We start from the raw sequence: 26,129 nt of genomic DNA on the forward strand, positions 1-26,129 counted from the left end.
ATTTACCTCCCAGCGATGATCTTGCCGGGGTTCAGAATATTCTTCGGGTCAATGGCCTTCTTCATATTCAGGGAGTACTCGATGGTGGCGCGGGAAGTTTCCTTCTCCATCCACTTGGACTTTGCCATGCCGATGCCGTGTTCGCCGGACAGGGTGCCCTTCAGGGACAGAGCGGTGTCGAAGATTTCGTCAACGGCTTCTTCCACGCGGTGGTATTCCTTGGCATCACGCTTGTCGCAGAGAATGGTGGGGTGCAGGTTGCCGTCGCCAGCGTGGCCGAAGGTACCGATCTGAATGTCGTACTTCTTTGCGATGTTGTTGATGGCGGCAACCATGGCCGGGATCTGGGAACGCGGCACGGTGGCGTCTTCAAGCACGGTGGTGGGACGGGCGCGGGCAAGGGATGGCAGCGCGTTGCGGCGTGCTTCCCACAGCTTCAGCTTTTCAGCGGCGTCCTTGGCTACCACGATCTTGGTGGCACCGCTCTTTTCGAGCACCTTTACCACGGTAGCGGCTTCGTCTTCAACCTGTGCGGGGTGACCGTCAACTTCGATCAGCAGGATGGCTGCGGATTCAACGGGCAGACCGGCCTTGGTGTAGTCTTCAACGTAGCGCATGCAGGCCTGGTCCATGAATTCCAGGGTACAGGGCACAACATGTGCGGCGATGATGCCTGCAACTGCGGCAGAGGCCTTGTTCACGTCGTCGAACACGGCCATCATGGCCTTGGAGGCTGCCGGAGGAGGAGTAAGCTTGAGGATGATTTCGTTGAATACGCCGAGGGTGCCTTCGGAAGCAGCCATCAGACCGGCAAGGTTGTAGCCGGTGACGCACTTGACGGTGCGGGAGCCGGTCTTCACCAGTTCGCCGTTCACGTCGAAGAAGTCCAGACCCATGACGTAGTCCTTGGTCACGCCGTACTTCAGACCGCGCAGACCGCCGGCGTTTTCGGCAACGTTACCACCGATGGTGGAAACAGCCTGAGAGCCCGGATCCGGGGGGTAGAAGAGGCCGCGCTTGGCTACCTCTGCCGCGAACTTGGCGGTAACAACGCCGGGCTCAACAACGGCGTACAGGTCTTCTTCGTTGATTTCCAGAATCTTGTTCATCCCGTTGGTCAGGATGACGATGCCGTCGCGCTTGTCCGGGATGGTGCCACCGGAAAGGTTGGTGCCTGCGCCGCGAACGGTGATGGGGTTGTTGTTCTCGTTACACAGGGCAACAACCTTGCCGAGCTGCTCAGAATTGGTCGGGCGAACAACCAATGCAGGGACAACAGGTTCAAGCACGGCAGAGTCGTAAGAGTAAGACTGACGGTCGGCTTCGGAATTGAAGACGTTTTCGTCGCCTACGATGGACTTAAATTCTTTGACAAGAGATTCACTGAGCATGGAGAACTGCCTCCAAAAGGGCGGTTAAGGTCTGCGCTTGCCTGCCTCGACATCCGGCAACGGGAGACAGGGGCGGTGAGAAAAAACGGAGCAACTTACTTTCAGGTGAGCCGCTCCGTTTACCATGTGTCTGGATAGCAAAACCCTTTCAAGCGCCGGGAGCGGGTATCGCGCATCCCGCTCCCGGCAAGTGACGGGGGATTAGAACAGAGTCGGGAAGAACACGAAGCACATCAGGGAGGCGATGATGCCAACCACAGCGGCGTACAGCAGGAAGGGCCATACGGTGCGCTTCAGGATGGTGCCTTCCATGCCGGACAGACCGACAACGGCGCAGGCAGCCACGATGTTGTGGATACAAACCATGTTACCGGCGCCACCGCCAACAACCTGAGCTGCCACAATGATCTGGCGGGGCAGTTCGAGCTGCTGAGCTACGCCCCACTGGAATTCAGCGAAGAGCAGGTCGGATACGGTGTTGGAACCGGTGATGAAGGCGCCGAGGCCACCCACAACGGAGGCGAACATGGGCCATGCGTTACCAACCAGGCCGGAAACTGCCTTGGCAAGTTCCAGAGGCATGGAAGCCAGGCCATTGGGGTTGGTGCCGGACAGACGGAAGATGGACACCAGGGCAACAGCGAAGAGCAGTGCGATGGTGGGGTTCTTCATCTTGGCAAAGGATTCGGTCCATGCCTGCTTTGCCTTGGCGCCGCTCATGCCGTGCAGCGGAATGGTCAGCAGTGCTACGAGCATGAAGGGAATGGTGCCGGGCAGGTACAGGTAGGCGATGGAGTTGTTGATTTCGGGGTGACCCAGGAAGCCTGCGTCGAAGGTCAGCTTCACACCAGCGAGCATACCCTTGAGGCCCAGATCGGGAATACGGGTGATAACGAGGATGGCACCGATCAGAACGTAGGGCAGCCATGCCTTGAACTGGGACATGTGAGCCTTGAATTCCTTGGTGTCGGCAACGGAGATGTCGCCGGTCCACTCGGGATCCCAGTTCTTGTGGTCGCCGAAGGTCCAAACCTGCTCAGGTACGCAGAAGCCCTTCTGTGCACCGAGAACCACGATACCGAGGCCGACAAGACCACCGATAAGGGAGGGGAACTCGGGGCCTACCAGCCATGCGAAGGCGAAGTAGGGGATAACGAAGGCTACGGCTGCGAATACGCAGAACTTCCAAGCCTTGAAGCCGTCAGACCAGCTGCGGTTGGGGCCGAAGAAGCGGGTGATGAAGCCCAGCATGAAGATGGGCAGAATGAAGGCCATCACGCCGTGGAAGATGGTGGCCCACTGACCGATAATCATGTTGAACTGTTCGGGAGAAGCGAAGTTCAGGCCGGGTACGCCGGAAGCAACGGCTTCCTTTACCAGAGGCTGAACGTACTTCAGGCCGAGAATGATGGGGGTACCAACAGCACCGAAGGATACGGGGAAGGAGTTGAAAACAAGGCAGATAACGGCTGCTGCGAGGGGCGGGAAGCCCAGGGAGAGCAGCAGGGGAGCTGCAAGAGCAGCAGGAGTACCGAAACCTGCGGCACCTTCGATGAAGGCTGCGAACAGGTAGCCGATGATGATCGCCTGAACGCGATGGTCACCGGAAATCTGCTGCATGCCGTACTGAATGGTTTCCATGCCGCCGCTGTACTGCAGGGTGTACAGGATCAGGATGGCACCGAAAACAATGATGAGAACGCTTACTGCGGTGATCGCACCATGGAAGGACATGGCGGCGATGGTGCTTACATCGATGCCCCAGCCAACCATTGCACCGAGGACGGCACATGCCCAGGCAATGGGCATGGCTTTGGTAGCAGGCCAACGCAGGCCAACCATCAGGATCAGAGCTGCCAGAATGGGCAGCATGGCAAACAAAGCCAACATAAAACGCTCCTCTTTGAGGTTTTTCAGTGACGTCAAACCACCTAAAACGTCACCCCAGGTTAAGGGGCCCGGGGGAGGCTTCCGCTCCTCCCCCGGACTCCGGGCTTATCACTTAAGGTCGGGCGTTATTTCGCGCCGCGACCGTCGTCGCAGGGCTCACCGTTACCGGGCTTGGCGTGCTCGGGAGTTTCGGTGGCAGTGCAGAACTCGCCTGCATCCTTGCCTGCCTGTGCGGTGGCAGCCGCAGGGGCAACATTGATGCCGGGCAGTTCGGAGAGGGCCTTGAAGTGCAGGAAGCGCTCTTCGTATTCCTTCTCGATGAGGGTACGAAGACGCTTGGACTCTTCAGGAGCCATCTTTTCGAGCAGGGCGTAACGGTTTTCGCCGGACAGGAATTCCTGCAGCTTGCCGTTGGGAGCCTTGGACTCGAACTTGAAGGGATTTTCACCCTTGTCGGCCAGTTCGGGGTTGAAGCGGTACAGAGGCCAGTAACCGGTTTCAACGGCGAGCTTGCCTTCTTCCATGGACTTGCCCATGCCCTTGCGGATGCCCTGGTTGATGCAGGGTGCGTAGCAGATGACGAGGGACGGTCCCTTGTAAGCTTCAGCTTCCTTGAAGGCCTTGATGACCTGGTTCATGTTGGCGCCCATGGAAACGGAAGCCACGTACACGTAACCGTAGGTCATGGCCATCTGGCCCAGGTCCTTCTTGCCGGTCTTCTTGCCGGAAGCGGCGAACTTGGCGATGGAACCGAGCGGGGTAGCCTTGGAGGACTGACCACCGGTGTTGGAGTACACTTCGGTGTCCATAACGAGGATGTTGATGTCTTCGCCGGAGGCGAGAACGTGGTCAACACCGCCGAAGCCGATGTCGTATGCCCAACCGTCGCCACCGAAGATCCATACGGACTTCTTGGTGAGCAGGTCGGCCATGGAGTAGATCTCTTCGAGCAGGTCGCTGTGGTCGATGCCTGCTTCGATGAGGGTAAGAACTTCTTCACCGGTCTTCTTGGAGCCTTCGGCGTCATCCTTCTCGGTGAGCCATGCTTCAAGAGCGGCCTTCAGTTCAGCGTTTTCAACGGTGTCGATAGCCTGCTTCACCAGCATTGCGAGGCGCTCGCGACGCTGCTTCACAGCCATACCCATGCCGTAGCCGAATTCGGCGGCGTCTTCGAACAGGGAGTTACCCCAGGTCGGGCCGTGGCCTTCATCGTTAACGGTGTAGGGAGTGGTGGGAGCGGATGCACCCCAGATGGAGGAGCAGCCGGTGGCGTTGGAAACGATCATACGTTCGCCGAACATCTGGGTGAGCAGCTTCACATAGGGGGTTTCGCCGCAGCCTGCGCAGGCACCGGAGAATTCCATGAGGGGCTGCTGGAACTGGGAACCCTTGAGGGAGTCGCGTTCCATGAGATCGGTCTTGTAAGACACGTTCTCTTCGATGAAGGTCAGGTTCGGAACCTGATCGCCGAGCTGGGTTTCGATGGGCTGCATGACCAGCGCCTTTTCCTTGGCGGGGCAGACGTCGGCACAGGAACCGCAACCGAGGCAGTCCTGAGCGTAAACCTGCATGCGGTACTGCATGCCCTTCAGTTCCTTGCCCTTGGCTTCTACGAACTGCAGGGAAGCGGGTGCGTCTTCCAGTTCGTCAGCGGTGGCGAGGAAGGGACGGATGGTAGCGTGGGGGCAAACGTATGCACAACGGTTACACTGGATGCAGTTTTCAGCGATCCACTGGGGTACGTTGATGGCTACGCCGCGCTTTTCAAAGGCAGCGGTGCCCACGGGGAACAGACCGTCGGGTTCGAAGGAGGAAGCGGGCAGCTTGTCGCCCTGCTGAGCAAGAATGGGGCGAACAACGTTCTTGATGAAATCAGGAGCGTTGTCGTCCTTGGTGCAGCAGCATGCGGCGTCAGCCCAGGTGGCGGGGTACTTGACTTCGACGAGAGCGTCGACAGCCTTGTCCACTGCCTGGATGTTCATGTTGACGATCTTCTCGCCCTTCTTGCCGTAAGCCTTGTGGATGGACTTCTTCAGCAGTTCGATGGCCTTTTCGAAGGGCATTACGTTGGCGAGCTTGAAGAACGCGGTCTGCATGACCATGTTGATGCGGCCGCCAAGGCCCACTTCGCCGGCAATCTTAACGGCGTCGATGTTGTAGAACTTCAGGCCCTTCTTAGCGATGATACGCTTCATGGAAGCGGGCAGTTCCTTTTCCATGTCTTCAAGGGACCAGGGGGAGTTCAGCACGAAGGTGCCGCCATCCTTGATGCCTTCCAGAACTTCGTACTGGTTTACGTAAGCGGACTTGTGGCAGGCCACGTAGTCGGCGTTGTTAACCAGGTAGGTGGACTGGATGGGGGAGTTACCGAAACGCAGGTGGGATACAGTGAAGCCGCCGGACTTCTTGGAGTCGTAAGCGAAGTAACCCTGTGCGTACATGTCGGTGTTGTCACCGATGATCTTGATGGCTTCCTTGTTGGCGCCAACGGTACCGTCTGCGCCGAGGCCGAAGAACTTACACTGCACGGTGCCTGCGGGCACGGTGTCGAGCACGTTGCCGACTTCAAGGGAAGAACCGGAAACGTCGTCGATGATGCCGACGGTGAAGTGGTTCTTGGGACCGGCAACCTTCATGTTGTTGTACACGGCCAGAACGTCAGCGGGGGTGAATTCCTTGGAGCCCAGACCGTAGCGGCCGCCGATGATGGTGGGCATTTCGCCACGTTCCATGAAGGCGGTGCATACGTCGAGGTACAGGGGATCGCCCAGAGCGCCGGGTTCCTTGGTACGGTCGAGTACGGTGATGGTGGTTGCGGAGGCGGGCAGAACCTTCAGCAGATGCTCTGCGGAGAAGGGACGGTACAGACGAACCTTGATGAGGCCGACCTTTTCGCCCTTGGCGAGCAGGTAGTTGACCACTTCTTCAATGGTTTCGTTTGCGGAGCCCATACAAATAATGACGCGCTCGGCTTCCTCGTGACCTACGTATTCGAACAGACGATACTTACGGCCGGTGAGGTCGCCAACCTTCTTCATTGCAGCTTCTACGTAGCCGGGCACAGCATCGTAGAAGGGGTTGCAGGCTTCGCGGGCCTGGAAGTAGATGTCCGGGTTCTGGGCAGTACCACGGATATGGGGATGTTCGGGGTTCATGGCGTTCTGGCGGAACGCTTCAACCTTCTCCCAGTTAACCAGCTTTGCAATGTCTTCGTACTCGATGACTTCGATCTTCTGCAGTTCGTGAGAAGTACGGAAGCCGTCGAAGAAGTGACAGAAGGGGACGCTGGATTCAATGGCGGCAAGGTGGGCAACAAGCGCCATATCCATTGCTTCCTGAACAGAGTTGGATGCCAGGAAAGCAAAACCGGTCTGACGACAAGCCATCACGTCCTGGTGGTCACCGAAGATGGACAGTGCATGGGAAGCCAGAGCGCGTGCGGAAACGTGGAAAACGCCGGGAAGCAGTTCGCCGGCAATCTTGTACATGTTGGGAATCATGAGCAGCAGGCCCTGCGACGCAGTGAAGGTCGAGGTCAGGGCGCCTGCGGCGAGGGAGCCGTGTACGGCACCAGCGGCGCCGGCTTCAGACTGCAGCTGACGAACAGCAACGGTCTGACCCATGAGGTTTTTCTTTCCCTGCGCGGCCCAGTCATCGGCGGCTTCGCCCATGTTGGAGGAGGGAGTGATGGGATAGATGGCGGCGGTGTCGCTCAGTGCGTATGCGATGTACGCGGCGGCGGTGTTGCCGTCCATGGTCTTCATCGTCTTGGCCATTAGAATAACTCCTTTGTCTAACCTTGAAGCATGGTGTCATGCTGTCCCGGTTGCCATTTCCAGGCAGTGATCGTGTATGATCATCAGCATCGGGTGCGAGTTTTTTCCCCGTCTCGCCCCCAGCGGTTGGTTGGCTGTGAAACCGGATTTTGCCTTAACAAGAACTATGCCATTGTGCGCGATATAAAAATGGTTTGTTATTCCCCCGTGTTACCTCCTTTGCCAATAGAACGATCATTGGTGGGTCGTATGTGTTTGTCTGAAAAAAAAGACACCCTGCTTCTGGTAAGAGATAGTTGTCCCGAAAAACGGCTTTGCCTCAGGCCTAAACCGTGTGGGTGCTCAAACCGAGTCTGCTGAGAGTCTGAAAAAACAGACTTGTCACCGGTGAATGCTGTTTCATATAACAAAATGAGTGCACAAACAATAGCTAAACAAGCCCCGGTTGCCCAAGGCTGGCTGGCGTGCCGAATACTACACTATACTGCCCCAAAATTACAGGCTGATATTATTCTTTTTCAGCAGGGCATAGAAATGGGACCGTGAAAGGCCCGAAAGACGTACAATCTCCTGCACGTTCCCCTCTGTTTGCGCAATAATGGCCTCAATATACTTGCGTTCCATCAAATTCTTGAAGTCCTTCAACTCGGGAAGCGGGCCCTGAAGCAGGGTATCCGCGCAGGCCTCAATGTCCATTTTTTCAGACATGGCCGCTTCAGCTGCGTCACCCTGCAAGGCTCCTGCACGTATTGGGGCGGGAGTTTCCGGTTCTGAACGGTCACTCCGGGGCTGCACATCGGTGCGGCCGCCGCAAGGGGAACCGCCGCGGGCGAGGTTGGCTTTGGCAATCTTGATGCGCAGATCCTGCGGCAGATGCATGGCATAGAGCATGGACTCCATGCCCGAGGCCACAAAGGCGCGTTCCAGCACGTTGAACAATTCGCGCACGTTGCCGGGCCACTCGTAGTTTGAGAGCATGGTGAAGAAGTCGGACGAAAACCCCTTGTTGGGCACTCCGTACTGCTCGCACAGCCTGTTGACGTGGAACATGGCCAGCGGCTTTACGTCCTCGCAGCGCAGACGCAACGGGGGCAACTCTATGTGCATGGTCTTCAGGCGGAAAAGCAGGTCCTTTCGGAATTCGCCACGCTCCACCATTTCATCCAGATTCTTGTTGGTGGCCGAAATGAGGCGGAAATCACTTTTCACTTCCTGGGTACCGCCCACAGGGCGGAAGACGCGTTCCTGCAGGAAGCGGAGGAATGATTTCTGAATGGACAGCGGCATTTCCCCCACTTCGTCGAGGAACAGGGTGCCCTTGTCGGCCACTTTGACCAGCCCGTCCTGATCCTGCTGCGCGCCGGTAAAGGCGCCCTTCTTGTGCCCGAACAGCGTGGATTCCACGAGGGTTTCCGTCAATGAGGCACAGTCCACTACTACGAAGCGGTTGTTTCTGCGCAGGCTGTTGGCATGCACGGTGCGGGCAGTGAGTTCCTTGCCGGTACCGGTTTCGCCGGTGAGGAGCACGTTGGCGTCCGTCATGGCGGCCTGTGCAACCAGGTTGAAACAGTTGCGCATGGCGTCGCTGGAACCGATGACGTTTTCGAGGTTCAGTGCCACAGGCGCGGAGCCCTTGCTCTGCTTTTCTTCGCGGTACTGCAGGGCACGCTTGAGGGTCAGCGTCGTCTGCTTGATGGGGGTGGGTTTGACCAGAAAGTCCCATACGCCGCCCTGAATGGCGAGTTCGGCACCGTCGGGGTCGCCCTCGCCTGTGAGGATGATCACTTCTGGGGCATCCGGTGTGCTGCGTATCTGCGGCAGGGCGGTTAGTCCGTTGCCGTCGGGCAGACGGATATCCAGAAACACCACGTCAAAGGCTTCCTCTTGGATGGCTTTCAGGCCGTCGGCAATGGTGTGCGCGGCACGGCATTGAAAGTTCAGGCGGGCCAGAAGGCTCTGGATGGTCTCACAGATGTGTCTGTCGTCATCGATAACAAGGATGTTGGGCATGGTGTTCGGGCGGGTTACGAAATGTTGTGGCGCTGCAGGTACTCTTCGAGACTTTGGTGGTACTGTCACTCATCATCAACGGAAACGCTGTTTTTGTCCAGTGTCTGCAGCCCTCTGCGGGCGGAAGAGACGCGGACAACGGGTTACTGTGCTGTCTGTTTTCCCAGAATCCTGTGAATGGCATCCGCCAGCGTGACCTTGTTGTAAGGTTTGTTGATAATGCTGCGGATGGCCGGAATGGCACCTGCACCCTGGGATGCTACATCGCGTCCCGAGACGAGGATGATGGGAACACCGGTGGCAATTACGGCGGCTTCCTCCGCAAGTTCAAGTCCGTTGATGTCAGGCATGTCGAAGTCCGTGATGATCAGATCCCACGCCTGCGGTTCGCTGCGCAGCAGTGCAAGGGCGTCGCGCGGGTGTCCTGCGGCATGAACGGAGTAGCCCAGACTTTCCAGTACGCGCGGAATGGTGTCCAGCTGGTCTTCGTCGTCCTCCACGAACAGGATGCGGCCTGCACCGGCCACAGGCGTGCCATGGGGACCGTCGTCCGGGGCTTCCAGCTGCTCTATACCGGGGAGGTATATCTCAAAGGCGGTGCGCTGGTTCGGTTTGCTGTTGACCAAAATGCCACCCCGGTGCGCCTTGACTATGCCGTGGACCACGGCCAGTCCCAGACCGGTGCCTTCGGTCTTGCCCTTGGTGGTGAAGAAGGGGTCGAATATTTTGTCCAGTATTTCCGGAGGAATGCCGGGGCCATTGTCTGCAACGGTAATCATGAAATAGTTGCCTGCCATCACGTTGAGCAGCTTGGCATCTTCATCTTCCAGCCGGACGAGATCAAGGCTGAGCTCAAGGAATCCGCCCTGTTCCCGTAGCGCCTGAAAGGCGTTGGTGCACAGGTTCATCACCACCTGATGAATCTGGGTCGGGTCGGCATGGGTGATGGCCGGAAACATCGGCAGGCGTTCGCGGATTTCGATATTTCGCGGCATGGAGGCCTTGATGAGGCCCGAGGCTTCCGTAAGCACCTCGTTCAGGTTGGTGCTCATGAAGCCTTCCAGCGAAGGACGGCTGAAGGTGAGGATTTGCTTCACCAGTTGGCTGCCGCGCTGGGCTGCCTTGAGCGCCCGCACCATGTCGCTCCAGGTGAGCGAATCATCGTCAATGTCGGTCAACGCCAGCTCAACGGAGTTGATGATCGACGTGAGGATGTTGTTGAAGTCGTGGGAAATGCCGCCGGCCAGCGTGCCGATAGCTTCCATCTTCTGGGACTGCAGCAACTGGCGTTCCAGGTTGATGCGTTGCGTGATGTCTTCCGCCGCCGTAAGCAGGCCCACGACCTCGCCGTCATCGCCGTGCAGGGGCACGCGGTTGGTTTCCAGCCATACCTCGCCGCCGTTGGGGCCGGAGATGGAAAGCCGCGTCTGATACTGGGGGTTGTTGTCCGCCATAACCTTGGCTTCGGCATCGAACAGGGTCAGCGCCTCGTCGGGGTTGGGGAAGATGTCCTTGTTGGTTTTGCCGATGAGCGCATCGGTCTCTGTAACGCCGAAGAAGTTCATGAAGGACTTGTTGGCGCCCAGATAGCGTAGCGTTCTGTCTTTCCACGAAACCAGCTGGGGAATGTTGTCCAGCACCAGCTGGAGCATGCGCTCCGACTCGCGGCGGGCTTTTTCGGCCCGTTTGCGCTTGGTCACGTTTTCGGCAAAGCCTTCCAGCAGATCCACATTGCCTAACCTGTCGCGGATGATTCGGATGGAAATGTTGGCGATGAGCGGGGCTCCGTCGCGTGTGGTAAAGGCCTTTTCAAAGGTCCGGATTTCTTCGCTTGTGCCGGATTCGTCTGTCAGCTTCAATTCGCTGATGAACAGGCGGGGCACCTCGGGCACGCTTTGCAGCAGGGCTTGCGGCGAGTCGTAGCCTGCCATCTGGGCAAGGGCGGGGTTGATGTCCACAAGGTCGCCGTCCGGCTTGATACGGAAAATGCCGAGGGGGGAGTTTTCAAAGATGGAACGGTATTTCTCTTCCGCTGCGCGCAGGCTGTCTTCAGCCTTCTTGCGATCCGTGAAGTCGAAGATGATGCCCACGAGACCGGCAATTTCCTTTCTCGCGTTGATGTTGGTTGCCTTGTGCAGGATGATGTTGTGCGGCAGGCCGCCCAGTACCCCGCTGGCCGGAGTGATGGTCTGCTCGTAGATCTCCACCCCTGGTTCGCGCAGCAGTACGCTGTCCACCGAGTCATGCAGCTGCGACAGGCCCAGTCCCTGCAACTGCCATTCGTTCCGGTTGAGAATCTCTGCACGCGAGACGTTGAAGAAGCGTTCGAAGGCAACGTTGCATTCCTGATACCGTCCGTACTTGTCCTTGGAGTAGAGAGGGATGGGGATGGTATCCATGAGCAGCCGCAGAAAGGAGAGCTGGTCCTTGATCTTCTGTTCAACTGACCGTTTCTCCAGTACGTTCATAACCAGCAGCACCAGCGTGACGGTCAGGATGACGAGACTGACGATGATGGTCCAGAAGACCTGTTTGTTCAGTTCGTAGAAGCGGCTGGGCGCGTTGATGACGATGGAGCCTTCCGGCAGCTTGCGTTCGCTTACGTGCATACGTTTGAGCTCGTTGTAGTCGAACTCCCAGGGCTCGTCGCTGTGCTTGACCACGGGAATGTCCTGCGGGCGGGTGCCGGAAAGCACCTCAAGGGCCAGCCGTGCGGCAGCAGCGCCGTGCGCCTCGCCGGAAAGCAGCTTGCCGCCCACGATGCCGTAGCCGAGCAGAAAGGCCCAGTTGGAGTAGAGCGGTGCGTTGGTGTTGGCGCGTACCTTTTGCAGCAGTTCTTGTGCCGAATAGAATTGGCCGTCGATGTCGCGGTACATGGGGATGAAGTAGAAGAAGGTTTCCGGTCCGGCCTGTCGCACCCAATTGAGCATCTGGTCGAGATTGTATTCGTCCCAGAATTCGATCCGCAGCTGGTCCTTGAAGGCGGGCAGAGCCTGTTCAATCTGGGTGCGGATGGCCTTGCCGGTAACCGACTGGTCGCCGATGACCACCATGCGGTGCATGCCGGGATGCAGGCGCATGGCTGTTTCCAGATTGGCGGGAACGTCAAAGCTCTCGATGACGCCGGTGATGTTGCGTCCTTCTATGGTTTGGGGGGCGAAGTCGTTAACCCCGCAGAAGATAACCGGAACGCCGGGGAAGAGTTCCTCCCCATATTGCAGGATGAAGTCGTAGGCGATGTTGTCGGAAACGATAATGGCGTCAAAGCGTTTGTCCATGAACTTGTCACGGTAAAGACGGACAAGTGTTTGCACGGTTTCCTCGTAATGGAACTTCTTGGAGTCCATGTACTCGACCTGCAGCACGATGGCGTAGTCGCTTTGTTCCAGAGTATCCTTGATGCCCGTGAAAATGTTGTCAGACCATGAGTACCCGTTGTGGTACGAGTTCAGGAACAGAATGTTCTTGCGTATCTTCTGAGCGGCGGCCGGTGCCGGTGCGAGCACGGACAGAAAGAGCAGTATGACGGCCAGTGCTGCTGCGATGCCTGCGGGAACTCTCTGGGGGCGGACTCTTGTCACATGGGCCTCTGTACAACGGGGTTATAGTGGTGTCTGGGTGCTCAGACAGGCGATTCGGGCAAAAAAATATACCGTAGAGGTTCTGAGCGGGAACGCCTCTCCCTGTCGCCGGAGGGGCAGCCCTGTTATGACTTCTCGGTTTCTGCGGGGGATGATTCGTCTGCTTCGTCAAGCAGGCGTTCCGCTTCGGCGCAGGCTTCTTCCCATCCGCATCCGGTTATTCTATCGCAAATGCTTTCTCCGGCATAGCGGGCGGCGGCGCAAATCTGTGTGCGAATTTCGTGGGCATGATCCCGTATCCATTCCAGTCCGTGGCGGTTGTACCGCTCGGCAATGCCGTAGAGGATGGCGTTGTACAGGTGCAGCTTGGTTGCAGGAATCCTGTCCACGCCTATCAGCGTTATGACCTCCCACGGGAGATCAAGCTTTTCGAGTGTGCCCATGTGTCTATGTCGCGTGTGGTCGTGTGTTGCTTGATTGGCGGAAGTGACCGGCGCCCCCTGCCGGAGTCTTTCCGTACAAGGCATTATTGAAGCAGCACTATGGACTCGTCAAGTGACTTGCACGCGCGCGGTGCTGGTCTGTCGTGAGTCTGGGAGCTCGAAAGGGGGGCAGCGACAAGGCTACAAAATTGTAGCTACCTTGCCTTGCAGGGTATTTCCTGTAAATATGTGGGCATGAACAGCTCTATTGTAACAGAGAAGAACAGGGAAGAGTTTCGCTACATGCTCTCCGTGCTGGGCAGCGAGGCCGAGGTGTGGAAAAGCCTGCAGGCGCAGTTTGCCGTCTTGCACCAACGCACGCAGGCTGTGTTCGGCATCGGCGCGCTGGCCGTTTCCGTCACGGGCTTTTCCGGTCATCGCATAGTAGCGGCCGGACCCTGGAGCGGTTATCCGCTCATCATCGGACTGGTGTTCGTTCTTCTCAGCCTTGCTGTGGCCTTGTCCGGCGTTGTGCGGCTGCACTGGATTTCCGAGCTTCGCGGCGAGACCACTGCAGAGGGGCTGGCTCTGGTTATCGCCATGCGCAATCGCAAAACCCGCTTTTTTCTGCTGTCGTTGAAGATCGTGCTGTTCGGGCTGGTCTGGTACGTTTTTGCCGTGGCGGTGTATCTGATGCGGGCGTCGCTCGGGCAGATTCCGATCATATGAGGATGATGTATGGGGTTTTCCGATAAGCCGTTTCGAAATGCCGCGGAACATGGTGTCGATCAGGCGACCATGGACCGCGTCGTGAGCCTTTGTGACAGGCGGTTCCGCTATGCGGAGAGCGACCACCCTGTTTCCGGGGTTCTGTACGATATGGCTTTGCGCTGGTGCCTGCGCAATGTGTCCCAGTGTATCGCAATTCCTTCATCGCGCCCGGAGCAGGTAAAGGATACCGACCACGGTCCTGTTGACCCGCTGGATGTACTGCAGGGGGAGATGAAGCTTCCTTCGCTGCCGCAGATGGTCACTGAGCTTCAGAAGGTCATCAATGATCCGGAGAGTTCCGCCAGCGACGTGGCTGCCGTGGTCAGCCGGGACGCAGGATTGTCAGCTTTCCTGCTCCGGTTGGTGAACAGCGCCTACTACAGTTTTCCTTCCCAGATAGACACGATTTCTCGGGCCGTAACCGTGGTGGGTACCAAACAACTCAGCAACATGGCGCTGGGTGTTGCTGTCATGGATATGTTCGGCGATGCCGGGAAAGGACGTTTTGACATCAAGGCGTTCTGGAAGCACTCCATCGCCGTGGGTATCATCTCCCAGCGACTTGCGGAACGCGCAGGACTCCCGGAACCTGAGCGGTATTTCGTGTGCGGTCTGTTGCATGACCTTGGCCGCGCGGCCCTGTTTACGGCGCGGCCGGTAAAGGCTGCCGTCATCATGCAGTTGGCGTTGGAAAAGGGGATTCCCCTGTATGCCGCGGAAGCTGAGGTGGTCGGCTTTGACCATGCCAAGCTGGGTGGCATGATGCTGCGGAAATGGAACTTTCCCTTCTCCGTTACCATGGGCGTTCTGCATCACCATCTTCCCGAGAAATCGGAGAAGTTCATGGAACCCAACATCGTCCACGTAGCGGACATCATGGCCAAGGCCATAGGTCTTACCGCCACTGCCGAGCAACTGGTTCCTCCTCTCAGTGAGGTGGCATGGAAGCGGATGGGGCTTTCCGCCGCAGATTTGCTTGCCGTGGAGGAAGGACTGGATGCTCTGCTGAACGAGATGTTCAGCGTCCTTCTGCAGTAGCTGTCGTTGTTTTCCGACCCCTGTTGCAGGGGCTTGCCGCTTTTTCCTTTCGCTCTCTTCACGTGTCAAAACTTCCGTTTCATCTTCTGCCCCAGTTCTGCACTTGGCTTGGTTTGTTGTGTCCTTTGTGTCTTTTATTTTAGGTTGTTACAGGCAATTGCAGTCTTGCTTTCATGCGTGGGCAGAGCTGGCTTTCATTCTGGCAAGGGCTTTGCAGAGACAGGGGCATACGACAACAACATGGCGCTGCGGCGTCTGTGATAAGGAGGAAGCCATGCTGTTTTTACTCGGTGGTAACGACAAGAAGTCCCGCAAGGCGGAAGCCCCCCGCACGGAAAATATGGAAGTGGTGAAAGAGTTGTTTATGACGGGACGTTTTCCCGTGGTCACTACGGAATCTGTGGAAGGAAGGGCTCTGGGCAAGGTGCTGGGTCTGGTTGTCTGTCGCGGGTATGACTCGGACGAAGCCTTCTTCGGCATGGCTGCCCGCGCGGTGAACAAGGGCGCGCAGGCCATCATCGGCTACAAGGAAAACGTGGCCTTCCATCCTGACGGAAGTAAATATTTCTGCTGCTACGGCACTGCCGTGCAGTTCGAGAAGCCCAAGAAAGCCATCACGGTCTAATTGGTGCTATTCGGGTATCGTGCTGAATCAGGCAGAGCCGGAGACGTGAAGGAGCTGCACAACTTCTTCTGACGGGTACGCAAGGGTGTCATTAAGATGACATATGCCATCCGTTCCGGTTATCAAATTTGGGAGCTGGCCTCCTGATTCGCAATACGCCGTATGTGGTTTGAACCGTCCCCGCAAGGGGGCGGTTCTTTTGTATTGGCGGCCAGTGGGAGTTTGGGGGGGGCTTGCTGGTTCCGCTTGCTGTAGACGCGCAAGCCAGACCAACAGGTAACGCCAGGGAGATAAAACCTCTCTGAAAAGTCATATCAGGAAAGCAAAAAGGCCGCCCCGGGGGGCGGCCTTTCGTATTGCTATGCCGTTCAGTCTAGGCCCAGCGAGAGGTGGTGAACTGCTCACCGGTCTTGGACACGATGAGTGCTTCACGCCCGGGCAGGCTGTTGACGAACTGCAGGCCCTTGCGGGTCTGCATGATGCTGACTGCGGTAGCCAGCGCGTCTGCTTCCATGACGGTGGGAGCGGTAACGGACACGGATGCCACGTTGTTGGGGCTCTTGCCGGACACGGGGCTGACGAGGTGGGAGTACATACGCTTCTTGTCGTAGAAGACTTCGTACCCGCCGGAGGTGGCAATGGCACCGGTGTTCATGGTGATCACGGTGGGGTAGTTGCCGTTCTTGGCGGGGTCTTCAATGGCGATGGTCCAGGGGGTGCCCTTGGACTTTTCACCCATGGTGCGGATGTCGCCACCGGCGTTGATCATGTGGTTCACGGCACCGTGTGCTGCGAGCACGGCGGAAGCCTTGTCCACGATGTAGCCCTTGGCGATGCCGTCCAGCGTGATGCCCATGCCTTCGCGGTCCAGACGGACGCTGCGACCGGAAAGCTTCAGGTTCTGCTGGCCCACCAGAGACAGTGCATGTTCGAACTCGTCCTTGGTCAGGTCGAGCGCGCCGTTCAGGTTCTGTTTGGTGCGGAACAGGTCCACCACAGGCAGTACCGTCACGTCGAAGGCGTTGTCGGAAAGGCTGCCGAAACGCTTGGAACGATCCATGACCTCGGCGAGTTCGGCGGGAATGCCGGAAACCTTGCCGTCCCTGTTCAGCACGGACACGGGAGAGGAGGCGTCAAAGCGGGAGAACACGGCTTCAAGGCGTTTGATTTCCTCGAAGGCGCGACCCACGGCTTCCTCGCCCAGCTGCTTGGAGGGATGCAGGGCGGAGATGGTGACAATGGTACCCATCATCAGACGGGTCTGGTGCACCGAGTATTCCTTGCCGACGCGGGCAGCTTCGGAAACCACGGGGAGCACGCCGTTGACGGCGGCACCGAGGCCGAGCATGCCGCATGCCTTGAGGAACTGGCGACGATTGGTATTCATGCTCTTCGCTCCTTTAGGCGTTGGCTTGGGGTTGCTGTTCAGGGGCGGCAGCTGCAGCGGCGGCAGCGGCTTCAGCCTTGAGCGTCACGCTGTTGTGGCACATGAGGCGCAGGATGCTACGCGGACATGCGTCCACACAGGCTTCTTCACACTCGGGGCCGTAAGCGAGACAGGCCGCGTGGTCGATCCTGATGTTGCCTTCCGCATTGGAGATGGCCTGAGCAGGACACTTCTTCACGCACTTGCCGCAGTTGATGCAGCCAGCTTCACACACGTTCATGACGTCCTTCATCTTGTCCAGCGTGGAGCAGAAGACCTGAACGCGTGCGCGGCGGGGAATCATTTCCAGAATCTTGTTGGGGCAGACGCCTACGCATGCGCCACAGGCGACGCACTTGTCGGGATCAATCTGCACCAGCCCGTTTTCAAGGTACATGGCGTTGAAGTTACAAACCTTCACGCAGTCCCCGAAACCGAGACAGGAGTACTTACATGCATCGGGGCCGTCTTCCAGCTGTGCGGAAGCCGCACAGGAATCAAGGCCCTGATATTCATATTTTTTCTTAACCTTGCCCTCATCCTTCACGCAGCGGCGGAAGGAAATCTGGGGATCTGCGCTACCGGCAGCCTTTCCGGCAAGCTCGGCAACACGGGCGGATACTTCAGGACCGCCGGCGCAGCACAGGCCCGCGGAAACCGAGGGGTCCTGAATAACGGCTGCGGCGTAGGCATCACAGCCTGCGAATCCGCAACCGCCGCAGTTGGCGCCCGGCAGCGCTTCGGAAACGGCTTCCACTCTGGGGTCTTCTTCCACGTAGAACACGCGGGAAGCCACGGAAAGCACGACCGAGGCGATGAAGCCCAGTGCGAGCAGAGAAAGTACAGATGTCAGCATAATGCTTATCCTTCTGGGTTTGCCCCCTTGGCGGGGGTCAATTACCTCTGGTCCCTGTTTGCCAGTGGACCACCTAGATCATGCCTGCAAACGCCATAAACGACATGGACATAATGCCTGCCAGCACCAGAGCGGCGGGAACGCCTTTCATGGACAGGGGCAGACGGGATATTTCCAGTCGTTCGCGGATGGCTGCGAGCAGAATCAGCGCCAGCATGAAGCCGAGGCCGGTGGCAAAGGAATAGTAGGTGGACGTACCGAGGTCGAAGCCTTCACGCTGTACCACGATGGCCACGCCGAGCACGGCGCAGTTGGTCGTGATGAGCGGCAGGAAGATGCCGAGCGAGCTGTACAGGGGAGGAACGGCCTTCTTCAGGAACATTTCCACCAGCTGAACCAGCGCTGCAATGACCAGAATGAACATGATGGTCTGCAGGTAGTCCAGTCCCAGGGGCACAAGCACGTTGTACTGAATGAGCCAGGTAATGGGGGTGGCGATGATCATAACGAAGATAACCGCCGCGCCCATGCCGATGGACACGCCCTTTTCCTTGGAGCAGCCAAGGTAGGGACACTGACCCAGGTACTGAGCCAAAACGACGTTGTTGACGAAGACCGCGGATATGAGAAGCAGGAAGTATTCCATCATGACTTAGTACCTCCTAATCCCTGCCCATGGCGCAACCGCGACAGGATTCGCAGCCGGGCATGGGGTTTTCAGCGGGCTTTTCGCCACGGCGCATGGCCTTGCGGATGCTCATCAGGTTCATGCCGGCCAGAATCAGCCCCAGCGAAACGAAGGCGCCGGGTGCTTCCACCATGAAGTGGACGGGCTGGAAGCTCGGTCCGAACAGGGTGTGGCCGAACAGGGTGCCGTAGCCGAGCACTTCGCGCAGCGCGCCGAGGAAGGTCAGGGAGGCGGTGAAGCCGATACCCATGCCCAGACCGTCGGCAAGGGAGGGAAGAACGCTGTTCTTGCCTGCAAATGCTTCTGCGCGGCCGAGGATAAGACAGTTAACAACGATAAGGGGCACGAAGATGCCCAATTGCTGGTAGAGAGGATAGGTGTATGCCTGCATGAGCAATTCCACCGCAACAACGAGTGATGCAGCGATGGCGATGTAACAGGCGATACGCACCTTCTTGGGAATGATGTTACGAATCAGCGAAATAACGACGTTGGACAGGGCAAGAACGAAGATAACCGCAAGTCCCATCCCGAGGCCGTTGTTGGCAGATTTCGTAACGGCAAGCGTGGGGCACAGTCCCAGCATAAGCCGGAACGGGGGCAGTTCAGCCCACAGGCCCTTGGAAAACTCTTTCCACATGCTGGCCATTGTATTCTCCTTTATCGGTTCACGACCGGCTATTTCCAGGTGCCCGTAGCTTCGGACTTGATCGCCTGATACACCTTGGCAGCGTTCTGAACGGCAGTCACAACGCCGGTGGAGGAGATGGTCGCACCGGAAAGTGCGTCAATCTGTCCACCCTTGGACTTCAGTTCCACAACCATGGGCTGCTTCTTGAACTGCTTGGTGAATCGGGGGTCCGCAACCACGGTGCCGAGACCGGGAGTTTCCTTCATGGTCGTAACGCCGATACCGGTGAGGGTGTCGTTTTCCACGTTAAAACCAACGATAACGCCAATGTCACCACCAAAGCCGCCGCCGAAGTCTTCCAGGGCGATGGCAACGAGCTTTCCGTCCTTGAGGGCGGGAAACACGTTGATCTCTTTGCCGGTAACGGGGTTCGTGAACTTCTTGCGATCTGCAATGGGGTCGTTATCCGTACCGGTCAGTACCTGCTTGATGGCCGGACCCTGCACATAGGTGAGAACCTGGTTCTCAATGGCGGGGGCGGTCAGCTGCTTGAGGTAGGACAGGCCGAAGCCGGAAAGACCACAGATTGCGGAAAGCACAACGATCATCTTGATTATTTCACGCATGGCTTACCTCGCTCCGAACGGTTTGGGCTTGATGAGGTCCACCAGCGGGCTGACCATGTTGGCGAGGAGAACTGCAAACATGACGCCGTCGGGATATTTGCCGTAGGTCCGGATGAGGATGACCAGCACGCCGCCGATGAGGCCGTATACCAGACGGGATACGTTGCCGTTGGGCGAGGAGGAGGTGTCCGTCATCAGGAAGAAGGCTGCCAGCATGGTGGAGCCGGTCAGCAGGTGGAACACGGGGCTCGCGTATACGGTGGGGTCAATGGCGTAATACAGGCTGCCAAGGCCCAGCACACCGATGAGGAAGCCCGCGGGAATCTGCCAGCGGATGGTTCCGCGCACGATCAGGTAGATGCCGCCGATGAGCAGCGCGCCCACCTGCATTGCGCCAAGAGCGCCAAGCTGGTCGCCGGAGATCAGCGAAGGAATGCTGAAGGTGCTCACCTGTGCAGCGCCAAAGTACTTGAGCTGGGTGAGCGGGTTCACCATTTCGGTGTTCAGCATGGTCGCATCCGGGTCAACGAACAGCGGCCAGGAAACGCGGCAGAAAGCCCAGCCCACGGCGGGGCCGACAACCGGAGAACCGCCCAGTTCGCCGTACAGGGTCTTGCCCATGAGGATGGTCACGGCAGAACCGCACATGACGAGCCACCAGGGAGCACCTGCAGGAATGAGGAAGGCGAAGAGCAGGCCGTATACTACGGCGTGCAGGTCGTCTACCACCACTTCCCGGTTCATGGCGCGGAAGGAGAGGTATTCCACAACAACGGCGGTGGAGACGGACAGCGCCATGACGCGGGCCGCTTCCATGCCGTACCAGTACAGCGCGCCGACAACGGCAGGCGCCAGAGCGATGAGGATATTGCGCATCATGCCCTGAATGCTCGTGCCGCAATGATAATGGGGTGCGGCACCTACAGCCAGGAACGGCGCGGTAGGCAATGCTTCTTTAGACATTATGCAGCCCCCTCTGCACCCTGCAGGGAGCAGGCGCTGACCTGGGCTTCCTTGAGGGCGATCTGATGTTTGCCGAGTCTGATCAGCTGCAGCATGGGACGGCGTGCCGGACAGTAGTACGCACACAGGCCGCATTCCATACAGACGTCAATGCCCTGAGCGGCGCACTGATCATACTCACGGAACTCGATGTAACGGGTAATGAGGTTGGGCATTATCCGCGAGGGGCAGTGCAGAACACATTCGCCGCAGCTGATGCACTGCTTGTTGGTCACGGGAGCGAAGGTTCCTGCCTTGATGAGGAAGAGACCCTGCGTGTCCTTGCCGATGCCGCGCATCAGGTCGGAGGTGGCGGTGCCGCGCATGGGGCCGCCGAGGATGACCATGTCGCCGTCGGCGATGGTGTGTCCTGCGTGCTCCAGCACTGTGCTTACAGGGGTACCGATGGTAACCATGTAGTTCTCGCCCTGCACGCTGACCACGGTCTTGGTGAGGGGCAGGCCGCTCTGGGCGACCAGGCCGAGGTTGAACACGGTATGCAGGGGCAACACCCGCACGCCGGTGCTCTTTTCGCTGCCCGTGGCCTTGGCGATGATGAGCTCGTCAAGGCTGTTGGGATACATCGGCTTCACGGCAACATTGGTGAGGCCGGAGAGAGAAGCGGAGGAACCGTCAGCACAGGCCAGCATGAACCTGCTGGCGGGAGACAGCTTCTTCAGCACGGCGAGGCCTGCTTCGACAGTTGCCTTGTACTGGCCCAGCAGGGAATCAGCAAAGGTGATGCCGGGCTCGGGGTTCAGTCCGTTAATAATAAGGGTATCGCACTTCTTGATCAGGGGGCGGATGTCCACGCCCAGACCTTTGAGTGCGGCAGCAAGCGCATCGCCGGAAAGGGCGGATACGTCAACGGTTTCTACGGAAGCGGGTTCAGCGGGTTCCTGAGCGGCGATAACAATGCAGTCTGCGGTGATTTCAGTCACCACACCGGCGATGCCGGCATGCATGTTACCCGTCTTGGCATTCTTGTGGTCGGCCACAAGCGTACCGGGAGCCACCTCGGCCTTCTTCTTTACGGTCTTGGTTTCATGACCGGAAAGAGGAATGCGAAGTTCGGCGGGAACAGGGCCGTCCTGGAAGCTACCCTTGTCTCCGTAGTTCAGAGAGAAAACAGCATTACTCATATTGCTCTCCTAACGGAAGTGACACTGGTTGCACTCGCCCTTCTTGTAGGGACCGGCATCCTGTTTTTCATGACAACCCATGCAGCTTGCGTGAAGTGCGTTCATCCGGTTGGGGATGACTTCGGTCACGGCCTTGTCGGTATGGCAGGAGGTACACTTGGTGAACTCCTTGCTCATCTGGCCGGCCTTGAGCGCTTCCTTCTGGTCCACGGAACCGTGGCACTTGCTGCAGCCCTGGAGCTTTTCCGCAAACATGTCTTCGTGGCAGGACTGACACTTCACGTGCACGGCATCGCGCAGGGCAAGCATTTTGCCGTCTGCTTCGTCCTGATGGCAGTCCGCGCAGTTGGCGGGTTCAGGCTCGATGTTGGTGTCTTCGTGGTGGCAATCCGTGCAGGAGGCGATATCCTCATGCATCTTGTGACCCCAGTCGTAGTCCTTGTCGAACTCGACGTGGTGGCAGGTCGCGCACTGGAGGTCCTTGGTAAAGGAAGTCTGATGCTCCTTCACCCAGGCATCGGTGACGTTGGCCCCATGGCACTGACCGCAGGAGAGAGGTTCCATATCTCCGGCTACGGTCTCATGGTGACAGGTTTCACAGGCTGCGCCGTAATCCCTGGTGTGGACCACATGATTGAAGACCACCTTTCCGCCTGCGTTGTCGAGCAGGATACGGACGGGGGTCGCTTCCGACTGGGTCGGGGTCATGTAGCCGAAAAGGGCGACGGCTGCCAGAATACCGGTCAGCACGGCGATGGGAAAGTATCTCTTTGGCAAGGTACACCTTCCTCGAAACTTGGTGTTAAACCTAACTGTACGAAATGCGAAAGATATCTGTTGGCGTCGATTGCTTTAGACCATTTTGGGAATTTTGAAAAGATCGAAGGGTTTTTTGTGTGGTCACTCATTAACTCGGCAGTAATAGCCTTTTTTCAGAGGGTTAGCTCGTGAGTGAGTGCTCAAATCTTGGAAAATGTGCCATAAATTTTTATAATTTTGTGAAAATAAAGGATGTTGTTACGCAGGAAAAGGTCGTTTTGGCGCTCTGCGGCAGAGGGGGGAAGGTACATTCTGTTGCTTCGTTCGTGGCGTAACCCGCGAGGATCTGTTATCGTGTGGAAAAAAGCTGAACACAGGTGCCGGTGGAACAGACATGAACGTAACGAAACCTCCTAAGGGTTCCCGCCAGAAAGGGGCGGATGCCAGTCGTCAGGAGCGTAGCTCTGGAGCTGACGTGAACGTGTCGCGCAGCCTTTGCGAAACAGGGGACGAAGCGACTTGTTTCGGCAATTTCATGGATTATGCCCTGACGGACGCCATGCTCGACAACTCCCTGGCCATGATGTTCATCAAGGGCAGGGACAGGCGATATCTTTCCGTGAACAAGGCGTATGCATCACTCTTCGGCAAGGATAGGCAGGATCTGGTGGGGCTGACTGCGCGGGATCTGCTTCCTCCGGACGCTCTTGCAAGCAACGAAGCGGAAGATGACGAGATTTTTGCCACAGGTCGCCCCAGCTACCGCATGCAGGCATACCCGAACGAAGGTATGCTGCGGCATTTCGAAACCGCCAAGCTGCCGCTGCTTAATACAGACGGGGAAGTAGGGGCAATCTGCTTTTTCGGCGTCGAGGTGACTGACAGGCAACGAGCCTTTCAGGAGCTGCAGGAGCAGACGACGCGCCTTCAGGGAATACTCAACAACACGCAGTCCATTGTGCATATCGTGGATCGCGACGGACGCTTCATCCTTGCCAACAAACGTACGGCCAGTCTCTGGCATACCTCTGAAGAGCTCATTGCCGGAACAACCTACTACGACCACTTTGACAGCGAGACGGCCTGCTGGCTGGAAAGCGTGAACAGGCAGGTCATGGCTGATGGCTCCGTATGGGAAGGGGAGTTGGAGCTGTCCACCCCTGACGGCCGTTTGAATTTTGCCGTACACAAGTTTCCGGTGTTCTCTGCCGATGGTTCCATAACGTCGGTTGGAACCGTCGCGCACGACATAACCACTTTGAAGCATGCTGAAATCATTTTGAAGCAGCATGTGGAAGAGGTGGAGCGGCAGGTTGAGGCCAGAACGGCCGAGTTGCGGCAGGAGGTCGTCGAGAGAAAGGCGACCGAAGAGGCGCTTAAAGATTCCCTGACCCGCTTCCAGACACTCTTCGAACTTGCACCGGATGCGGTCTACCTGCAGTCCGGCGAGGGGGTGATATTGGACTGCAACGTTGCCGCGGAGGCAGTGTTCGGTTTTGCCCGTGAAGAGATGGTGGGTATGCCCGCCAGGAACCTGTGGAACGTCGGGGATGATGAGGCACATGGCTGGCTGTGCGGCGGATGCGGTGTGCAGGGAGACGGCTGTGAAACTGATGCCGTCCGGAAAAACGGGGAGGTGTTTCCCGTTGAGGTGCAGTGCCGGGGCATTGCCATATCCGGCGCTGATGTTCTGATGGTTGTTGTACGGGACATTTCCGAGCGCAAGCAGGCCGAACAGCAACTCAAGCTGTTTCAGAGGGTGTTTGAAGGTGCCCTTGAAGGGATAACCATTACGGATGCATCAGGGTCCATTGTTGCCGTGAACGAGGCATTTACCCATATTACGGGCTATACTGCCGAGGAAGCGGTGGGACAGAATCCGCGCATCCTCAAGTCGGACAGGCATCCCGCCGCATTTTATGAGGATATGTGGCGGCAGTTGACCACATCGGGCACGTGGGAAGGCGAGATATGGAACCGCAGAAAGGGGGGCGAAGCATATCCGGAATGGCTCGCCATAAGTGCCATCCGCGACGGGCAAGGCAGCATTCGGCACTATGTTGCCGTGTTCCACGACATTTCGGAAATGAAGGAGAAGGAGCGGCAGATTCATTTTCAGGCGTATCATGACGCCCTCACCGGTCTTCCCAACCGTGCCCTGCTCAAGGACCGCATATCCATGTCCATCTCCCATGCGGACCGTTTTGGTTCCATGGTGGCCATTCTGTTCATTGATCTGGATAACTTCAAGAATATCAACGATTCTCTCGGGCACGCCGTGGGGGATGATTTTCTGAAGCTGGTGGGGAAGGAATTGCGCGGGCTGCTGCGGGCGCAGGATACCATATCGCGCCTTGGGGGCGATGAGTTCGTCATCATGCTGGAAGACGTGACGGACGAGGCCGCCGTGGTGCACCTTGCAGAACGGATTGCCAAGCATTTTGAGCAAAGTCTGACTGTTGCGGGCTACGACCTTTTCGTCACCATGTCCATCGGGGTTGCACTCTATCCCCATGACGGTTCTGATCCGGACGGGCTCATTCAGAGTGCCGACCTTGCCATGTATCAGGCCAAGGAGCAGGGCAAGAACAGAATTCGCCTCTATACGCCGTATTTGAACGAACGGGTGCAGCGGCGTCTGCAGTTGGAGTCCGACATTCGCAAGGGGCTTCAGGAAGGCGCATTCCTTGTGCATTATCAGCCCAAGGTGGACATCCGCAGCGGCAGCTATACGGGCATGGAAGCCCTGCTGCGCTGGGAACATCCCGAGGGCCTGCTGCTCTCGCCGGGTGACTTTCTCGGCGTGGCGGAAGAAACGGGCCTTGTCGTGCAGATGGGGGAACTGGTTATGGAGGAGGCCTGCAAAATGACCCAGCGGCTGGTCAAAGCTGGCATCGCTCCTTTGAGGTGTTCTGTGAACCTGTCGCCGCAACAGTTCCAGCAGCCGAACCTGCTGCGTCGCATAGACGAAATACTGCGGGATACGGGGCTTGATCCGAGGCTTCTTGAGCTGGAAATTACCGAGACAACACTTATTAAGGACATTCCGCAGACCTCCAACAAGCTCCGTCAGCTGGCGGAAAAGGGTATTTCCATTTCGGTTGACGATTTCGGTTCGGGGTACTCATCGCTCTATTATCTCAAGTACTTCCCGATCAATACGCTCAAGATAGACCGTTCGTTCATCACCGGTCTTCCCGATGAGTCCAACGATGCAGCCATTGTTGCGACCATTATTGCCATGGCGGAGCACATGAACCTGCGTGTCATAGCTGAAGGGGTGGAAAACGAGGCGCAATTGGCCTTTCTGCTGCTGCAGGGGTGTGACGAGATTCAAGGCTATTTGTTCGGCAAGCCCATGCCGGAAGACGAGTTCATCAAACACATTACCAAGCCGCCTCGCCTGTAAGTCTCGTGTCATGAACAAGCCCCCTGAAGACAATGCCAGCGGTGGGGCAGGTGTTGACTACTATCATGCTGATAATCCATACTATT

General features: G+C 57.6%; 18 protein-coding genes. 4 read left to right on the forward strand and 14 right to left on the reverse strand.

Going from position 1 to position 26,129, the window contains the following annotated elements:
- Window positions 1-2: 2 nt before the first annotated feature.
- The 6 genes from N1030_RS14585 to N1030_RS14610 all read right to left on the reverse strand — a co-directional run bounded on the left by N1030_RS14585 (window position 3) and on the right by N1030_RS14610 (window position 13,091).
- Window positions 3-1,391 carry an FAD-binding oxidoreductase gene (locus N1030_RS14585; protein WP_265826229.1) on the reverse strand — a complete coding sequence of 463 codons (1,389 nt, stop codon included), beginning with the start codon at window positions 1,389-1,391 and terminating at the stop codon, window positions 3-5.
- A 201-nt stretch (window positions 1,392-1,592) separates the two neighbouring features.
- The gene (locus N1030_RS14590; protein ID WP_265826230.1) at window positions 1,593-3,281 is read right to left on the reverse strand and encodes an L-lactate permease; all 1,689 of its coding nucleotides are present in this window, start codon (window positions 3,279-3,281) and stop codon (window positions 1,593-1,595) included.
- Window positions 3,282-3,406: 125 nt separating this feature from the next.
- Window positions 3,407-7,057 carry a pyruvate:ferredoxin (flavodoxin) oxidoreductase gene (gene nifJ / locus N1030_RS14595; RefSeq protein WP_265826231.1) on the reverse strand — a complete coding sequence of 1,217 codons (3,651 nt, stop codon included), beginning with the start codon at window positions 7,055-7,057 and terminating at the stop codon, window positions 3,407-3,409.
- Between the two features lie 495 nt (window positions 7,058-7,552).
- Entirely contained in the window at window positions 7,553-9,067 is a 1,515-nt protein-coding gene (locus N1030_RS14600) for a sigma-54-dependent transcriptional regulator (RefSeq protein WP_265826232.1), read from the reverse strand.
- A gap of 143 nt (window positions 9,068-9,210) precedes the next feature.
- Window positions 9,211-12,648 carry a PAS domain S-box protein gene (locus N1030_RS14605; RefSeq protein ID WP_265826233.1) on the reverse strand — a complete coding sequence of 1,146 codons (3,438 nt, stop codon included), beginning with the start codon at window positions 12,646-12,648 and terminating at the stop codon, window positions 9,211-9,213.
- Window positions 12,649-12,773: 125 nt separating this feature from the next.
- Window positions 12,774-13,091 (reverse strand): hypothetical protein, encoded by a 318-nt coding sequence (locus N1030_RS14610; RefSeq protein ID WP_265826234.1) that lies wholly within the window; start codon window positions 13,089-13,091, stop codon window positions 12,774-12,776.
- 234 nt (window positions 13,092-13,325) lie between these two features.
- On the opposite strand from N1030_RS14610, the gene N1030_RS14615 reads away from it, so the two are divergent.
- From N1030_RS14615 to N1030_RS14625, 3 genes are all read left to right on the forward strand, one after another.
- Window positions 13,326-13,799: a hypothetical protein gene (locus N1030_RS14615; protein WP_265826235.1), complete on the forward strand. Its 474-nt coding sequence runs from the start codon at window positions 13,326-13,328 to the stop codon at window positions 13,797-13,799.
- Window positions 13,800-13,808: 9 nt separating this feature from the next.
- A complete protein-coding gene (locus N1030_RS14620; protein ID WP_265826236.1) occupies window positions 13,809-14,879 on the forward strand; it encodes an HDOD domain-containing protein in 1,071 nt (356 codons plus the stop codon).
- A 274-nt stretch (window positions 14,880-15,153) separates the two neighbouring features.
- Entirely contained in the window at window positions 15,154-15,504 is a 351-nt protein-coding gene (locus N1030_RS14625) for a YbjQ family protein (protein WP_265826237.1), read from the forward strand.
- Window positions 15,505-15,877: 373 nt separating this feature from the next.
- On the opposite strand, the gene N1030_RS14630 is transcribed toward N1030_RS14625, so the two are convergent.
- From N1030_RS14630 to N1030_RS14665, 8 genes are all read right to left on the reverse strand, one after another.
- Window positions 15,878-16,891: an FAD:protein FMN transferase gene (locus N1030_RS14630; protein ID WP_265826238.1), complete on the reverse strand. Its 1,014-nt coding sequence runs from the start codon at window positions 16,889-16,891 to the stop codon at window positions 15,878-15,880.
- A gap of 13 nt (window positions 16,892-16,904) precedes the next feature.
- Window positions 16,905-17,786 carry an RnfABCDGE type electron transport complex subunit B gene (rnfB, locus tag N1030_RS14635; protein WP_265826239.1) on the reverse strand — a complete coding sequence of 294 codons (882 nt, stop codon included), beginning with the start codon at window positions 17,784-17,786 and terminating at the stop codon, window positions 16,905-16,907.
- A 73-nt stretch (window positions 17,787-17,859) separates the two neighbouring features.
- Window positions 17,860-18,432 (reverse strand): electron transport complex protein RnfA, encoded by a 573-nt coding sequence (locus N1030_RS14640; RefSeq protein WP_265829077.1) that lies wholly within the window; start codon window positions 18,430-18,432, stop codon window positions 17,860-17,862.
- A gap of 16 nt (window positions 18,433-18,448) precedes the next feature.
- A complete protein-coding gene (gene rsxE / locus N1030_RS14645) occupies window positions 18,449-19,123 on the reverse strand; it encodes an electron transport complex subunit RsxE (RefSeq protein ID WP_265826240.1) in 675 nt (224 codons plus the stop codon).
- A gap of 29 nt (window positions 19,124-19,152) precedes the next feature.
- A complete protein-coding gene (gene rnfG, locus N1030_RS14650; RefSeq protein ID WP_265826241.1) occupies window positions 19,153-19,731 on the reverse strand; it encodes an RnfABCDGE type electron transport complex subunit G in 579 nt (192 codons plus the stop codon).
- A 3-nt stretch (window positions 19,732-19,734) separates the two neighbouring features.
- Window positions 19,735-20,694: an RnfABCDGE type electron transport complex subunit D gene (locus tag N1030_RS14655; protein ID WP_265826242.1), complete on the reverse strand. Its 960-nt coding sequence runs from the start codon at window positions 20,692-20,694 to the stop codon at window positions 19,735-19,737.
- Window positions 20,694-21,875: a 4Fe-4S dicluster domain-containing protein gene (locus tag N1030_RS14660; RefSeq protein ID WP_265826243.1), complete on the reverse strand. Its 1,182-nt coding sequence runs from the start codon at window positions 21,873-21,875 to the stop codon at window positions 20,694-20,696. Before N1030_RS14660 ends, N1030_RS14655 begins: the two co-directional genes overlap by 1 nt.
- Before the next feature lie 9 nt (window positions 21,876-21,884).
- Window positions 21,885-22,652 (reverse strand): cytochrome c3 family protein, encoded by a 768-nt coding sequence (locus N1030_RS14665; RefSeq protein WP_265826244.1) that lies wholly within the window; start codon window positions 22,650-22,652, stop codon window positions 21,885-21,887.
- A gap of 376 nt (window positions 22,653-23,028) precedes the next feature.
- On the opposite strand from N1030_RS14665, the gene N1030_RS14670 reads away from it, so the two are divergent.
- Window positions 23,029-26,043, forward strand: a complete 3,015-nt coding sequence (locus N1030_RS14670) for an EAL domain-containing protein (protein WP_265826245.1) — start codon at window positions 23,029-23,031, stop codon at window positions 26,041-26,043.
- Window positions 26,044-26,129 lie beyond the last annotated feature (86 nt).

Origin of the sequence: Desulfovibrio mangrovi (assembly GCF_026230175.1) — a bacterium.
GTDB lineage: Bacteria > Desulfobacterota > Desulfovibrionia > Desulfovibrionales > Desulfovibrionaceae > Halodesulfovibrio > Halodesulfovibrio mangrovi.